Consider the following 16116-nt stretch of genomic DNA (forward strand, 5'->3'; position numbering starts at 1 on the left):
AAGTTTAAGCAATGACTTGAGTGAACAATGGAAATGCAAGCCCCGAAAAACTATCTTTTACTGGGCATGTCTGACTAATAGTCTCTCTTATAATTGAGAATAGTATTTTTATATTGATCAGTCATTGTTGTGTAATAAAAAGTTATGGCTCTCTAATGAACAAAGCCTAGGATAACCCCTGCTTAGAAACATAAAAAAACTGTAGACAAACATAGGTTTGTCTACAGTTTAATACAGGAATACTTCCGCCTTTAATTAGCGACGTAAGCCTAAACGGTTGATTAGTTCACGGTAACGTTGTACGTCAGTTTCACGAAGATATTTTAATAAGTGACGACGACGACCTACCATTTTAAGAAGACCACGCTCAGAGTGGAAATCTTTTTTGTGTGTACGTAAGTGAGCATTTAGAGCGTTGATTTCCTCTGTTAATACTGCAACTTGTACTTCTGGTGAACCAGTGTCACTTTCGTGAGTACGGTACTCAGCGATAATTTCGTTTTTGCGTTCTTTTGTAATAGCCATTTGTATGGACCTCCTAAATTATAATTAATCCCCATTAGCACAGTAAACGTTGGAGTCATCGAAATACCGAGCTAAGGTTAAGCATTTATGCACTTATGAATGTTACCATAAATCAGTTAGTCAAGCAAGCAAAACGTAGACCTGAAGGATGTGAAGACAATGATGAAGTTAGCCTTCCAAGTCGTTAAAGTAGCGAATTGCTTCTTGTTTATCTTTTTCGATTTGTGTCTTCAACGCCTCAATACCATCAAATTTTCGTTCGCTTCGAATCCGTTTATACCAAGCTACATGTACTTCCTCACCATAGATATTTTTATCAAAGTTTAAAATATGAACTTCAATTGATAATTGCTTATCATTCGGATCTTTGAAAGTTGGTTTGTAGCCCACATTGCAGACCCCATCATACCAGTTATTTTGCACTAGTAAACGGACAGCATAGACACCACTTGCTGGAATAAAGGTTCCTTCTAATGCTTGGACATTCGCTGTAGGGAATCCGATTGTACGACCTCGTTTATCACCATGTACAACTATCCCATTGATTTCAAATGGTCTCCCTAAAAGCTTTGTTGCCTCTTCCATATCGCCCTCTTGTAATAGCTTACGAATACGGGTAGAGCTAATTTTCTCAATATCGTCTGTTTTCTTCTCAACAACTGTTACACCATACTCACCATTACTTAGTGCACGCATATCGTCCATTGTTCCTTTACCAAATGCTCCAAACGAATAATCAAAGCCAGCTGTCACATGTTGAATATTTAATCCTCGAATAAATGTATCAATAAACGCTGCTGGTGAAAGCTTGGCAAAATCTGATGTGAAATGGACAACAAACACTTTATCCACACCCTGTTCCTCAAACAGTTGTAATTTCTGTTGTAAGAGTGTAATATAAAACACTTTTTCGTTCCGTCCACCAAGGACTAATGAAGGATGTGGATCGAATGTCATCACTGCAGTTGGAATTTGACGTTTGTCCCCCTCTTCCTTAGCTGCCTTGATCACTGCTTGATGCCCTCTATGTACACCATCGAAAAAACCAAGCGCTAGTGAATATGCCTGCATGCTTTCTCGTTGCTGTAATTGATGTGGGTATTTTAAATGAATGACCTCCATTGAAAAATCCTCCTACTCTATCGTCGGAAACATCTTGTGTGGCTTCATCAAACCATCCTTCGTAGGGTGAGCCTGATAAACCGCAACTGCCTTTCCATTGATTCCAAACACAATTTTATCATGACTCTTTAATAATGCATCTGCTGGAAGCACTTGTCCATTGAAAATTTCTTTTTCATTGGCGGCAGTAATCTCAATATATGGATAGTCTGCTAATGCATACTCGACAGGTAAAATACAGGTAGTTACTTGCTCTGCATCCATTAGCTCTGCAACTTGTGCTAATGTAAAACAGTTGTCACGTGTAAAGGTACCAGAGGCCGTTCTTACAAGCTCCTTCATATGTGCTGGATAGCCTAGCGCTTCACCAATTTGCACAGCTAATGTACGAATATAAGTCCCTTTACTACACGCGATTCGGACAGGAAATGTTATTTCTTGTCCCTCATATAGTTCTACCTCGTCAAGAAGCTCTAAATCATAGATGGTTACTTGACGAGTTGGTCTTTCAACCGTTTCGCCTTTTCGAGCATATTCATAGAGGCGCTTCCCATTTACTTTTACTGCTGAAAACATGGGTGGTGTTTGTTCAATAACACCTGTTAATGAAGCTAGAACCTCTAGTAATTGCTTACGAGAAAATGTTTTCACTGTCTGATCTTGTTCAACCGTTTCGCCTTCTGCATCTTCCGTTGTCGTTGTACGACCTATCGAAATGATAGCTTCATAGGTCTTCCCTGCATCAGTTAAATATTCTGCAATTCGAGTTGCTTGACCAATACAAATTGGTAGCACACCTTCAACACCTGGATCCAGTGTACCTGTATGTCCAACTTTTTTTGTCCGCAAAATTTTGCGTAATTTAAAGACACAATCATGGCTTGTCATGCCTCTTTCTTTCCAAAGCGGTAAAATACCGTTCATATAGCTCCTCCCAATTGCCTTCATTCATTTCGCAGTGCATCCTCACTGCTATCATTTTTTACAGTATGAAGATAAAAAGTCTGCCTGCATAAACATGCATGTGGCAGACTTTTTCAACTTATTCTTTGTGTAAATCTCTTAGCAATGTATCAATACGGTTACCATATTCAATCGATGAATCAAATTCGAAGATTAATTCTGGTGTACGTCGTAAACGAATGCGTGACCCGATTTCAGAGCGAATAAAGCCCGAAGCTTTTACTAACGCTTTAAGCGTGTCCTCTCGTTCACGTTCATTGCCTAAAGATGTAATATAAATTGTCGCTTGCTGTAAATCACCTGTTACTTCAACACCTGTAACCGTAACAAAACCAACACGCGGATCTTTTATTTTACGACCAAGAATATCACCGAGCTCCTTTTTCATTTGCTCAGCAACACGGTTTGAACGTAGAGACATATTTGTCACCTCTATTTCGATGTACAGATAGTTGTGTGTACCATGCTTTCGTAAGCTTGGACAACTACCTATTACTACTTATAAATAATCTCGCCACACATTAAGCTGTTCCCATGACGGATTTGACTCTAAATAGTGGAGCGCGTGATTAATTTCGCGTTCAGCTGCTTCTTTAGACGAAGAAACAGCAACAAGTGCTAATTTCGTACGCTGCCATACATTTTGATGGTCAATTTCCGCAATAGATACATTAAATTTCTGCTTGGTGCGGGTAATCATACGCTGTAGGACAGCACGTTTTTCCTTTAACGAATGGGCAGTTTGAATAATGAATTCAACTTCTGCATACACGATCATTAGACGCGTTTAACTTCTTCCATAATATAGGCTTCAATAATATCGCCTTCTTTAATATCGTTGAAGTTTGTAATGGTAATACCACATTCGTATCCTTTTGCAACTTCTTTTACTTCATCCTTGAAGCGTTTAAGTGTATCTAGCTCACCTTCAAAAATAACTACGTTATCACGAATTACACGAACACCTGAATCACGTGTTACTTTTCCTTCAGTTACGTATGAACCAGCAATCGTACCAACTTTAGATACTTTAATTGTTTGACGAACTTCTGCTTGACCAATAATTTTCTCTTCGAACTCAGGATCAAGCATACCTTTCATTGCTTGTTCAATCTCTTCAATTACTTTATAAATAATACGGTGTAAACGGATATCTACGCCTTCTTCTTCAGCTGCACGCTTTGCGTTTGCATCTGGACGTACGTTGAATCCAATAACAATTGCATTTGAAGCCGCTGCCAAAGAAATATCTGATTCCGTAATAGCACCAGCACCTGTGTGAATGATTTTCACATTTACGCCTTCCACATCAATTTTCATTAATGAGGCAGCCATTGCTTCAACAGTACCTTGAACATCAGCCTTCACAATTAGGTTAAGCTCTTTCATTTCACCCTGACTCATTTGTTCAAATAAGTTATCAAGTGTTACACGTTGTTTTTCTGAACGTTGCGCTTGGATTGCTGACATCGCACGAGTTTCCCCAACTTGGCGTGCTGTTTTTTCATCTTCAAAAACAACGAAGCGGTCACCTGCTTGAGGTACATCATTTAAACCTGTAATTTCCACTGGTGTTGATGGTCCAGCTTCTTTTACACGACGACCTTTGTCATTCACCATCGCACGAACTCGGCCATACGTATGACCAACAACGATTGGGTCACCTACTTTTAACGTTCCATCTTGTACTAAAAGTGTAGCAACAGAACCGCGTCCTTTATCAAGCTGCGCCTCAATAACCGTACCAAGCGCTAAACGATCTGGATTTGCTTTAAGTTCGCCAACTTCCGCAACAAGTAAAATCATTTCTAGTAATGTATCAATGCCTTCACCTTTTAATGCTGAAATTGGTACGAAAATTGTGTCGCCACCCCATGCTTCAGGAACTAGGCCGTGCTCTGTTAATTCTTGCATTACACGATCTGGATTTGCTGATGGTTTATCCATTTTATTCACAGCAACGATAATTGGTACTTCAGCTGCTTTAGCATGATTAATCGCTTCTACTGTTTGTGGCATAACACCATCGTCAGCAGCAACTACTAAAATTGTTAAATCTGTAACTTTCGCTCCACGTGCTCGCATTGTAGTGAAAGCAGCATGCCCTGGTGTATCAAGGAATGTAATTTTCTTGTCGCCTTCTGTCACTTGGTATGCACCAATATGTTGTGTAATACCACCAGCTTCTCCAGCTGTCACTTTCGTGTGGCGGATAGAATCTAATAATGTTGTTTTACCATGGTCAACGTGTCCCATAATTGTTACTACTGGCGGACGTTCTGATAGATCTGCCTCGTTTACTTCTTCAGTTTGCTCGAAGTGAGTTTCTAAATCCGTAATATCTACACGGATTTCTTCTTCAACTTCTACACCATAGTCTGCGCAAATTAATTCAATTGCATCCTTATCTAATTCTTGGTTAATTGTTGCCATTACACCAAGCATAAATAGTTTTTTAATGATTTCCGATGGCTCACGGTGTAATTTTTTTGCTAATTCTGCAACTGATAATGATTCAACAAAAGTAATTTTTTCTGGAAGTTCCTTTTGTTTTACTGGTATTGATGGTTGATGCGTTTTTGGATGGCGACGTTTGCCTCCATGAATCCCTGGTTTTGGACGTTGGTTATAACCACCGCCACCTCTACGATTATTATTGTTATTATTATTATTTTGTGTCATATTTCTATTTTGATTACCTTTTGTATTCTTAGATTTTTCGTTAGACGAATTTGAGTTTTGCTGTGCGTGTTGCTGATTGTTTGCTTTAGGTTTAGAAGTAGCAGATTGCTGCCTTTGTCCCTCTTGCTTCTTCACCGAATGCTGTGGTTTTTGCTGGCCATTCGATTGAGGTCTTTGTGCCATGTTTTGAGTTGATTGTTTTGCTACATTTTTCTCAGGTGTTGCTTTAAATGATTGGTTTAACTTAGCCACAATATCTTTCTCCAACATAGACATGTGGTTTGTTACACTCACATTTAATTTACTTAGTGCTTCAATAACCTCTTTACTCGTTTTATTCACTTGCTTTGCATATTCATGAACTCTGATTTTGGTCATCTGCTCACCCCCGATTAGTTTTCGTTGAGTAGACTAGACAATTTACTTGCAAAACCTTTATCGGTAATAGCTAAAGCCACTCGGGCCTCCTTACCTGTAGCATGTCCTAGATCATAACGATCTCCAATTACATGATACTCAACGTTGTAGTACGTGCACTTATCTTGAATTTTCTTGCTAGAGTTTTTAGAAGCATCGTTTGCAAGCAGTACTAACTTAGCATTGCCATTGCGGACTTCCTTTACTACTAACTCTTCTCCTGAAATCACTTTACGTGCTCTTGCCGCAATCCCAAGCAAATTAAATATTGCTTGATTCATCATAAAATTGACTCCCTACGAATCAGCAAAATCAGTTCTTCGTATATTTCTTCAGGAATTTTCACATCAAGTTGGTGCCCTAATACATTTTTCTTACGTGCGATGTCAACTGCCTTCTCTGATTTCGAGACATAGGCACCACGTCCTGGTTTTTTTCCAGAGACATCTACACTTACTTCGCCCTCTTTGGAGCGAACAACACGTATCATCTCTTTCTTCGGTAGCATTTCTCCAGTTGCTACACATTTACGAAGAGGTACTTTTTTGTTTACAGCCATAAGAATCACCATTCCTCTCTGAAGCTTGTCGTAAGAGGTGGACAAGTCATGCTCTACTTGACGCTCTGACAGTATTCAGTCGGCGTAGGGGGCCCACTGAATACTGTCAGCTGACTTGTCACACGGGCTTTCTTACTTATTCTTCGTCGTCTTGATATAAGTCTACTGCCACATCATCAAAATCACTTTCTTCATCGTCAGCAGGGATGAAAGTGCTTGTAGCAGAAGGATAAATACCTAGCTCACGAGCATCTGTCTCACTCTTAATATCAATTTTCCAACCAGTAAGCTTCGCAGCTAAACGTGCATTTTGCCCACGTTTACCAATCGCAAGTGATAATTGATAGTCTGGAACAACAACTGTTGTCGATTTTTCTTCCTCATTCACTTGAACGTCTAATACCTTTGATGGGCTTAAAGCATTCGCAACGAATACTACTGGATCTTCAGACCATTCTACGATATCAATTTTTTCACCATTTAGTTCATTGACAATTGTTTGTACACGAGCGCCTTTTGCCCCAACACATGAACCTACTGGGTCAACTTCTTCATTATGGGCATAGACAGAAATTTTAGAGCGATCTCCCGCTTCTCGAGCGATTGATTTAATCTCAACAATGCCTTCATAAATTTCAGGTACTTCCATCTCAAATAATCGGCGTAATAAACCTGGATGTGTACGTGACACAATCACTTGTGGACCACGTGTTGTACGTTCAACTTTTGTGATATACACTTTAATACGATCATGAGGATGGTAAGATTCACCTTGGATTTGTTCGTTAATTGGCAGAGCTGCTTCTACTTTACCTAAACCTACATAGATATTTCGAGCATCTAAACGTTCAACAACACCTGTTACGATATCATCTTCACGGTCCACATATTGTTCATAAATTAAACCGCGTTCCGCCTCACGTACACGTTGTGTCACCACTTGTTTAGCCGTCTGAGCAGCAATGCGTCCAAAATTACGTGGCGTTACTTCCTGCTCCACGATATCCTCTAGCTGGTAAGCTGGATTAATGGCTTTTGCATCTTCTAAAGCAATTTGCAAACGATCATCCTCTACCTCTTCCACAACATCTTTACGTGAAAATACGCGAATAGAGCCCTTATCTAAATTTAAGTCCACACGAACATTTTGTGCTTGGTTAAAGTTGCGTTTGTAAGCTGTAACTAATGCCGCTTCAATGGCTTCAATTAACACATCTCTTGAAATTCCTTTTTGTTCTTCTAGCGCATTCAGCGCATCTAACAAATCACTACTCATTTTATTTTCACTCCTAAATATGCATTATGCTGAAAAATCGATGGCAAGTCGTGCCAATGCGATTTTTTCTTGTTCAATTGTTACTGTTATTTTACGCGTTTTAATACGCACTTCCATCACTAATGTATGTTCATCGTATGACGTTAAGTAGCCTTGGAATTCCTTCATGTCCTTGATGGGCTCATAGGTTTTTACATAAATAAATTTGCCAATTGCTTTTTGAAAATCAGTATCTTTTTTTAATGGACGCTCTGCTCCAGGTGAAGAAACTTCTAAATAATAGTTTTGTGTAATTGGATCTTTTTCATCCAATAGCAAACTTAGTCGTTCACTAACTTGAGCACATTGGTCAATGTCAATTCCACCCTCAGGCGTATCAACGTAGACACGTAAAAACCAGTTACGTCCTTCTTTGACGAACTCAATATCCACTAGCTCAAGATTTAACTCATCCACAATTGGTTTAGCGAGCTCTTCAATTAAAGATGGTACTTTGCTCATTGTTTCCTCCTGTATCTATCAAATTCTAGCGTATGAACTGTTCATCACTGCCATTGATTCAGTAATGAACCTAAATAAAACAGAAATTCCACCAGTTGCTTTGGTGAAATTTTACGGTCTTACCTGCTGTTAGTCAAAATTTGTTTTGCTACGGTATAACAACAGAAAAGAGCGGGAAGGACCCACTCTTTTGCTGGAAAAATATCAACAAATTATTACCATAAGGATAGCACAGTTCTCGACACAATGCAAATTTCCTTCATTGAAGATAACCATATTGTGTCAGGAATTTGAAATTCTCTGTAACGTAACCTGACAAATTAAATTCCATACTAAAATAGTGATAACTGATTGGCATCAGGCATGCCTTCTAGACAACCAAGTTGATCCATGTATTCAATAAGTGTTTTCGATACACGACCACGTTGCTGTAAATCTTCCTTCGATAAAAACTCTCCCTCTTCACGGGCAGCTACAATCGTTTTGGCAACGTTGGTTCCAAGCCCTGGAATTGCATCAAATGGCGGAATAAGCGAATTCCCATCTATGACAAATTCACTTGCCTGTGAACGGTATAAGTCAACTTTTTGGAAGCTCATGCCTCGTTCGCACATTTCTAGTGCAAGCTCCAGCACCGTTAATAAGTTTTTCTCTTTTGTTGATGCATCTAAGCCCTTCATATTGATTTCATCGATACGTGCACGAATCATTTGTGAACCCTGAACCATTGCAATTAAATCAAAGTCATCTGCACGGACAGTGAAATACGCTGCATAATACAGGATTGGGAAATGTACCTTAAACCATGCTATACGTACAGCCATTAAAACGTAAGCTGCCGCATGGGCTTTCGGGAACATGTATTTGATCTTTTTACATGATTCGATATACCAGCCAGGTACTTTATTAGCAAGCATCTCGGCTTCAAATTCCTCCGATAAACCTTTCCCTTTACGTACAGACTCCATGATTTTAAATGCTAGCGATGGCTCTAAACCTTGGTAAATTAAATACACCATAATATCGTCACGACAACCAATTACTTCCTTTAGCACACATGTGCCATTTTGAATTAGTTCCTGTGCATTGCCGAGCCATACGTCTGTTCCATGGGATAGTCCAGAAATTTGCACAAGCTCCGAGAATGTTGAGGGCTTTGTATCCTCTAGCATTTGACGCACGAAGCGGGTACCAAACTCTGGAATACCTAAAGTTCCGGTTTTACAGCCAATTTGTTTTTCTGTTACCCCTAAAGTTTCTGGAGAACTAAAAATTTTCATTACGACAGGATCATCGGTTGGAATTGTTTTTGGATCAATTCCTGATAAATCCTGGAGCATCCTAATAACAGTCGGATCATCGTGTCCTAGTATATCCAGCTTTAAAATATTGTCATGGATAGAGTGGAAATCAAAATGAGTTGTCCGCCATTCCGAATCCTGTGCATCCGCTGGGTACTGTACAGGAGAGAAATCATATATATCCATATAATCAGGTACAACAATTATCCCTCCAGGGTGTTGTCCCGTTGTACGTTTTACACCTGTACAGCCTTGAACTAAACGATCTACTTCTGCTCCTCGGAAATGTAGATTATGATCACTCGCATAACCTTTTACATAGCCATATGCAGTTTTTTCCGCAACGGTACCAATAGTTCCAGCACGGTACACGTAATCCTCTCCAAATAGCACCTTTGTATAGTTATGAGCTTGTGGCTGATATTCACCTGAAAAGTTCAAATCGATATCTGGTACCTTATCCCCTTTAAAGCCAAGGAAGGTTTCAAATGGAATATCTTGGCCATCTTTTTTATATGGCGTGCCACATTCTGTACAGTCCTTATTTGGCAAGTCGAAGCCAGAGCTAACCGAACCATCATCAAAAAACTCGGAATGCTTACAATTGGGACAAACATAATGAGGAGGTAGTGGGTTTACCTCTGTTATTTCCATAAAGGTTGCAACTAATGAGGAACCAACCGAACCACGTGAACCTACTAAATAGCCATCAGCTAATGATTTTTTCACTAGCTTGGCCGAAATTAAGTAAATTACGCCAAACCCGTGACCTAAAATTGATTTTAATTCCTTTTCAATTCGAGCCTTTACAATTTCAGGTAACTCTTCACCATAAATACGATGAGCCATTTCATAGGTTAAATTCGTTACTTCATCATCTGAGCCTTCAATTTTTGGTGTATAAAGGTCATCTTTAATCGGTTTAACATCCCCAATGCTTGCAGCAATTTTTTGAGCATTTGTCACCACGACTTCTTTTGCAAGGTCAGGTCCTAAAAAGTCAAATTCCTTCAGCATTTCATCTGTTGTTCTAAAATGAACTTCTGGTAGCTTGGAACGATTTAAAATATTCGCCCCACCTTGAGACCCTATAAGTATTTGTCTAAACATAGCATCTGTCGGATCTAAATAATGGACGTTACCAGTGGCCACAACAGGTTTATCTAGCTTCTTCCCTAATTTTACAAGCTTACGGATAATATCCTCTAATGTCCATTCATCACGCACGACATTGCGTTCAATTAAAGGAGCATAGACCGCCTTCGGTTGTACCTCAATATAGTCATAGAAACGAGCGACTTGCTCTGCTTCCTCAGGTGATTTATTCATCATTGTTTCGAATAATTCGCCGTTATTACATCCTGAACCGACCAACAAACCTTCTCTATATTGCTCGAGGACAGCTCGTGTCACACGAGGAACACGATAGAATGTTTTGGTATGGGAGTGTGAGACCAGTTTAAATAAATTTTTTAAACCTGCATTGTCGACTGCTAAAATTGTACAATGCATTGGTCGCCCCTTTTTATAGGCGTCACCCCCACCTATGTGCTTATTAAAGTCATCATGGTATTTGATGGCTAATTCATCTGCATCTTTTAAAAGTTGTAGCAGTAGATATCCAGTCGCCTCAGTATCATAAATCGCTCGGTGATGTTGTGTTAATTCAATATTGAATTTTTTACACAATGTATTTAAGCGATGGTTTTTCATCGTAGGATAAAGTAATCTGGCAAGCTCTAACGTATCAATTACTGGATGTACCGTTTCTTCAAGACCAAATTTTTTATAGCCAGTATACAAGAAACCAATATCAAATGATGCGTTATGAGCGACGACAATCGCATCACCAATAAATGCATGAAACTCCTTAATAACCTGCTCTACTTCTGGTGCGTTTCGAACCATATCATCTGTAATCCCTGTTAATTCAATTGTAGTAGCTGAAAGTGGATGATGAGGGTTCGCAAAGCTTTCGTATTTATCGATGACTTGGCCATCTTTAATTTTTACTGCGGCAAGTTCAATAATTGTATCGTAAGCTGTAGATAATCCTGTCGTTTCCACGTCAAAGACAACATACGTTGCATCTGCTAATAAACGATGCTCTGGAGCATAGGCAATCGGAACCCCGTCATCAACTAAATTAGCCTCTAGACCATAAATTATTTTAATCCCATGTTTTTTCCCTGCTGCATATGCTTCTGGGAAAGATTGTACAACCGCATGATCTGTAATAGCTATAGCTGGGTGACCCCACTTTGCAGCCTGTGCTACTAGTCGATCAACAGGCGTAACAGCGTCCATTTGACTCATTGGTGTATGCAAATGCAATTCAACACGTTTTTCACCCTCAGGTGCGAGATCCTGTCGTGTTTCTTTTTTGATTTCATTAATGTCGTTGGCCATGACAATTAAATCACGGATGAACGTATCTGTTTGTACGGAGCCTCGAACTTTTACCCACATACCCTTTTTCAAATGCTGCATCAATTCTGCATCATCATTATCTCGAGAGAACATTTTGACTACGATAGAATCTGTATAGTCGGTAATTTTAATTTGTAATAAGGAACGCCCACTTTTCAGTTCTCTAATTTCGGTATCAAAGACAAAACCTTCTATAATGACACGACGCTCTTCTTCGACAATTCGTTTAATTTCCATCGTTTCATCATCTTTAATATGCATCCCAAGTTGGAATGGACGATCTCCTAGGCTCGCTGCTGCTGGATTGTCCTTTTTCTCCTGCTCTCGTTTTTGGAAATCTTGCATTGCTTGCTGAGCCAATGCCGCTTCCTCTATACGCTTCTGCTCCATAAATGCTTCCTGAGCAGCAATCATTTCCTCGGTTTCTTCCTGTAGTACAAAATCTATTGCCATATGCGGGAAACCAAACTGACTATAGCTTTCTGCCAGTTTGTCTGCATACTTTGTTTTTAACATCATATATTCCATTTCCTGCATACAGGATAACGTTATTTTTTGACCATTCCACATTGGCATTTGGGAAATAAGACAGCTTTTTAGTGTTGGCGCCATCTCATCAATTTGCTCAACAACACTTAACCAGTAAGCCTGCACAAGTTCCTCTGTTACACTTTTTTCTAGCGTCTCAAACGTTGTATATATTTGCGCTATTGCTGCAAATTTCTCTGTTAAATGAGTGCGGAAAAGCTGGTAAAGTGGAAACGGAAGAATATCTCTTAATCTAATAGTAAAATGCCACAGTCTGTCCTTTTTATGGACAGTAAGACGTGATAATTCACCTTCTTCAAAAAATGACATGTATACATCATCTGTTAACTCAAGTTGCTGCAAGAGCATTCGAAATCTCATTCTTGCCTCTTGTTGCTGTTCCAATCTATCGACACCTACTTTCAGAAAGAGGCAGTCCATAAAGCCTCATCTTCTATTTCGCCTTAACACATGACGAGAATTCAAGAAAAAAATTCGCTCCCTCACTGCGGGCGCTCTTCAAGCTTAACAGAGTTTGTACCATCTGTTCTATTTTGCTTGGCTCACTGTCCCGCAGAAGTGTCGCGAATTTATTTATATCTATCTTATCAAAATTATACGAAAGCCTCTATCAAAAGCATTGACTTCCAATTATAACCGCCCAGTAATAAACCATTAATTTTTACGGAAAAATTCGTTTAAGTGATCAATTACTTCTTCTTTTTTCCATTCAAACGTTTCACCTGTTTGACGGAATTTCACTTCTACAATACCTTCAGTTGCTTTTTTACCAACTGTTACACGAACAGGTAAACCAATTAAATCAGCATCAGCAAATTTTACACCCGCACGCTCAGCACGATCATCTAAAAGAACATCATAACGATATGATTTTAATAAGCCGTATAGCTCATCTGCTAAAGCAACCTGTGCCTCATCTTTCGTATTAACAGGAACAACATGAATATCGTATGGTGCTAATTGTGCTGGCCATGTAAAGCCATTTTCATCTTGGAAGTGCTCAGCTACAGCAGCTAAAATACGAGAAACACCAATACCATAGCAACCCATAATAAATGGTTGGGCCTTCCCTTGCTCGTCTAAGAAAGTACCATTCATTTTAGCAGAGTATGTAGTACCTAATTTGAAAATATGACCAACTTCAATACCTTCCGCAAATTTGATAATACCTTGTCCATCTGGAGAAGGGTCTCCCTCTTGAATAAAACGAATATCTAAATAATCATTCACAGCAAAATCGCGCTCTGGGTTGACATTTACTAAATGGAATCCATCCTCATTTGCACCTGCAATACCATTACGAATTGATTTAATCGCATGATCTGCAACTACTTTTACATCGACAGGTAATTTCACAGGTCCAATTGAACCCACGCCACAGCCTAATAAGTCACGAATTGCTGCTTCACTTGCTAGTTCCACAGAGCCTGCTTCAAGTGCATTTTTCAATTTAATATCATTGATTTCATGATCCCCACGCGCTAGGACCACAACAAGCTCTCCATCCACGTCAAAAACTAAAGATTTAATGACATTGGCAGGCTCTACTTTTAAGAATGCTGATACTTCTTCAATTGTTTTTTGATCTGGGGTAGCTACTTTTTCAACTTCTTTTAAAGCCTCATCAGAAGGTTGATAGTTGACAATTACTTCAGCCATTTCGATATTAGCCGCATAATCAGATGAATCTGAATAGGCAATCGTATCTTCTCCAATTTCAGAAAGCACCATAAATTCATGTGTGCCTTTCCCACCAATAGATCCCGCATCTGCAATAACAGCTCGGTAATTTAAGCCTAAACGAGAGAAAATATTAGAATATGCACGATACATATCTTCATACGTTTCATCTAAGCTTTCTCGTGATGCATGGAAAGAATAAGCATCTTTCATAATAAACTCTCTTCCTCGTAGTAAGCCAAAGCGAGGACGTTTTTCATCACGGAATTTTGTTTGAATTTGATACAATGTTAACGGTAATTTTTTATAGGATTTAATTTCATCACGCACTAAAGTGGTAATCACTTCTTCATGTGTAGGTCCTAAGGCGAAATCACGATCATGACGATCTTTTAAGCGCATTAATTCTGGACCGTACTTTTCCCAGCGACCTGACTCCTGCCAAAGCTCTGCAGATTGTAGTGATGGCATTAAAAGCTCAATTGAATTGATCGCTTCCATTTCTTCACGAATAATTGTTTCAATTTTTGTTAAGACACGTTTTGCAAGCGGTAAATACGAGTATACCCCACTTGTATTTTGACGAATAAACCCTGCACGTAGTAATTGCTTATGTGACTTTACCTCAGCATCAGCAGGTACTTCACGTAACGTTGGGATAAATGTTTTACTTTGCTTCATTCAGTGTTCCACCTTTTTCAATAGATAAGTTTATACTCTCAATAGCATAAACAAATTTAGCTTTGAGCGCAATGTTTCATAGAAAATGCGCTCAAAGCTAGAAAATCAAACTTCATTTAACTGTAAATTATCAGAAAATCTAATCATATTAAAAGAAGAATCTTTGTATATCGTTCCATGTAACGACCACCATTAAGATCATTAGTAGCACGATTCCTACAAAATGAACAATTCCCTCTTTTTGACGGTCAATTGGTTTTCCACGCAAAGCTTCAAAGCCAAAGAATAATAAACGACCACCGTCAAGTGCAGGTAATGGGAGTAGGTTCATAATCCCTAAGTTAATACTTAGCATGGCTGCCCAATTCATTAAGTTCATAATACCATACTGGGCTACTTGCTCAGTTGCTTTATAAATACCTACCGGACCTGAAAGTGCATCAATGGTAAACTTACCTGTAATCAGCATACCTAGCAGTTCAAAAATTTTAACGGTCATATTATAAGTTTCTTGAGCTCCATATACAACAGCTTTTAATGGATTAAATTCTCTTGGGCTTTCATAACGAACACCAATTTGTCCATATTTTTCGCCATCTTGTTGTTGGACTTCTTTTACTGTCATATTCAAGTTAACAGATTGTCCATTTCGATCAACAGTCACCTTAATATCTTCGTTCGGATGGTCTTGAACGATGGCAGCTAAATCCTGCCATTTTTCAACAACTTGTCCATTAATGGCCGTTACTTTATCCCCTGCAAGCATTCCTGCCTGTGCAGCAGGATCATTTTCAACTACTTCAGTGATGATAGGCTCGTATGTTGGGACACCATGGATTAATCCAATCACTAAGTAAATAACAAATGCCAAAATAAAGTTAAACAATGGACCAGCAAAGATTGTCATCGCTCGTTGACCAACTGTTTTTGCATTAAACTGACGATCATGCGGTGCAATGACCAGTTCACGACCATTTTCCACGAGAACACAATCTCTTGCTACTTGATAGCGAACTAGGCGCTCTTCTTCATCATAGCCCTCTACAAACAAGTCCTTCTCTAAATCAGCACGCTCAACTTCTAAAAATAATAAATCTGGTAGCTGCTTATTATTTTGATTGAAAATAATTTTTTTAACAATATTATCCTCATTTACAATGAGTCCTATTCGGTAGCCTGGCTGTAATTCAGTACCATCCATATCCTCGCCGGCCATACGTACGTATCCTCCGATAGGCAATAAACGAATAGTATACATTGTTTCTCCATGCGTTTTCCCATAAATTTTGGGACCCATTCCGATGGCAAATTCACGTACTAAGATACCTGCACGTTTAGCGAATAAGAAATGTCCAAGTTCATGGAAGAAGACGAGCATACCAAATATTAATATAAATGCAATGGCTGTTTGCATAATACCCCACCTTTAA

The 16116-nt window shown here is 39.0% G+C and carries 13 protein-coding genes; all 13 read right to left on the reverse strand.

All coding sequences use genetic code 11. The features are described from left to right. Positions 1–255 precede the first annotated feature (255 nt). The 13 genes from rpsO to rseP all read right to left on the reverse strand — a co-directional run bounded on the left by rpsO (position 256) and on the right by rseP (position 16100). Positions 256–525: a 30S ribosomal protein S15 gene (gene rpsO, locus ABC382_RS10285; protein ID WP_036121378.1), complete on the reverse strand. Its 270-nt coding sequence runs from the start codon at positions 523–525 to the stop codon at positions 256–258. A 168-nt stretch (positions 526–693) separates the two neighbouring features. Beyond that, a complete protein-coding gene (gene ribF, locus ABC382_RS10290; protein ID WP_322605959.1) occupies positions 694–1647 on the reverse strand; it encodes a riboflavin biosynthesis protein RibF in 954 nt (317 codons plus the stop codon). A gap of 12 nt (positions 1648–1659) precedes the next feature. Beyond that, positions 1660–2571 (reverse strand): tRNA pseudouridine(55) synthase TruB, encoded by a 912-nt coding sequence (gene truB, locus ABC382_RS10295; RefSeq protein ID WP_322611422.1) that lies wholly within the window; start codon positions 2569–2571, stop codon positions 1660–1662. Between the two features lie 118 nt (positions 2572–2689). Further along, positions 2690–3031, reverse strand: coding sequence for a 30S ribosome-binding factor RbfA (rbfA, locus tag ABC382_RS10300; RefSeq protein WP_274796009.1), 342 nt, complete (start codon positions 3029–3031; stop codon positions 2690–2692). A 78-nt stretch (positions 3032–3109) separates the two neighbouring features. Then, positions 3110–3388, reverse strand: a complete 279-nt coding sequence (locus ABC382_RS10305; RefSeq protein WP_008178987.1) for a DUF503 domain-containing protein — start codon at positions 3386–3388, stop codon at positions 3110–3112. Further along, on the reverse strand, positions 3388–5670 hold the full coding sequence (gene infB, locus ABC382_RS10310; RefSeq protein WP_322611421.1) for a translation initiation factor IF-2: 2283 nt from the start codon (positions 5668–5670) through the stop codon (positions 3388–3390). Before infB ends, ABC382_RS10305 begins: the two co-directional genes overlap by 1 nt. A 14-nt stretch (positions 5671–5684) precedes the next feature. Further along, positions 5685–5993, reverse strand: coding sequence for a YlxQ family RNA-binding protein (locus tag ABC382_RS10315; RefSeq protein WP_016994544.1), 309 nt, complete (start codon positions 5991–5993; stop codon positions 5685–5687). Continuing rightward, positions 5990–6268, reverse strand: a complete 279-nt coding sequence (rnpM, locus tag ABC382_RS10320) for an RNase P modulator RnpM (protein WP_274796007.1) — start codon at positions 6266–6268, stop codon at positions 5990–5992. Before rnpM ends, ABC382_RS10315 begins: the two co-directional genes overlap by 4 nt. 136 nt (positions 6269–6404) lie before the next feature. After that, positions 6405–7544 (reverse strand): transcription termination factor NusA, encoded by a 1140-nt coding sequence (nusA, locus tag ABC382_RS10325; RefSeq protein WP_274796006.1) that lies wholly within the window; start codon positions 7542–7544, stop codon positions 6405–6407. Between the two features lie 24 nt (positions 7545–7568). After that, positions 7569–8045 (reverse strand): ribosome maturation factor RimP, encoded by a 477-nt coding sequence (rimP, locus tag ABC382_RS10330; RefSeq protein WP_274796005.1) that lies wholly within the window; start codon positions 8043–8045, stop codon positions 7569–7571. Positions 8046–8377: 332 nt separating this feature from the next. Beyond that, the gene (locus ABC382_RS10335; RefSeq protein WP_274796004.1) at positions 8378–12709 is read right to left on the reverse strand and encodes a PolC-type DNA polymerase III; all 4332 of its coding nucleotides are present in this window, start codon (positions 12707–12709) and stop codon (positions 8378–8380) included. A 270-nt stretch (positions 12710–12979) separates the two neighbouring features. After that, positions 12980–14686 carry a proline--tRNA ligase gene (locus ABC382_RS10340; protein WP_274796003.1) on the reverse strand — a complete coding sequence of 569 codons (1707 nt, stop codon included), beginning with the start codon at positions 14684–14686 and terminating at the stop codon, positions 12980–12982. Between the two features lie 148 nt (positions 14687–14834). Further along, a complete protein-coding gene (gene rseP, locus ABC382_RS10345) occupies positions 14835–16100 on the reverse strand; it encodes an RIP metalloprotease RseP (protein WP_274796001.1) in 1266 nt (421 codons plus the stop codon). Positions 16101–16116 lie beyond the last annotated feature (16 nt).

It is taken from the genome of Lysinibacillus phoenicis, assembly GCF_047238325.1.
In the GTDB taxonomy this organism is placed as follows: domain Bacteria; phylum Bacillota; class Bacilli; order Bacillales_A; family Planococcaceae; genus Lysinibacillus; species Lysinibacillus irui.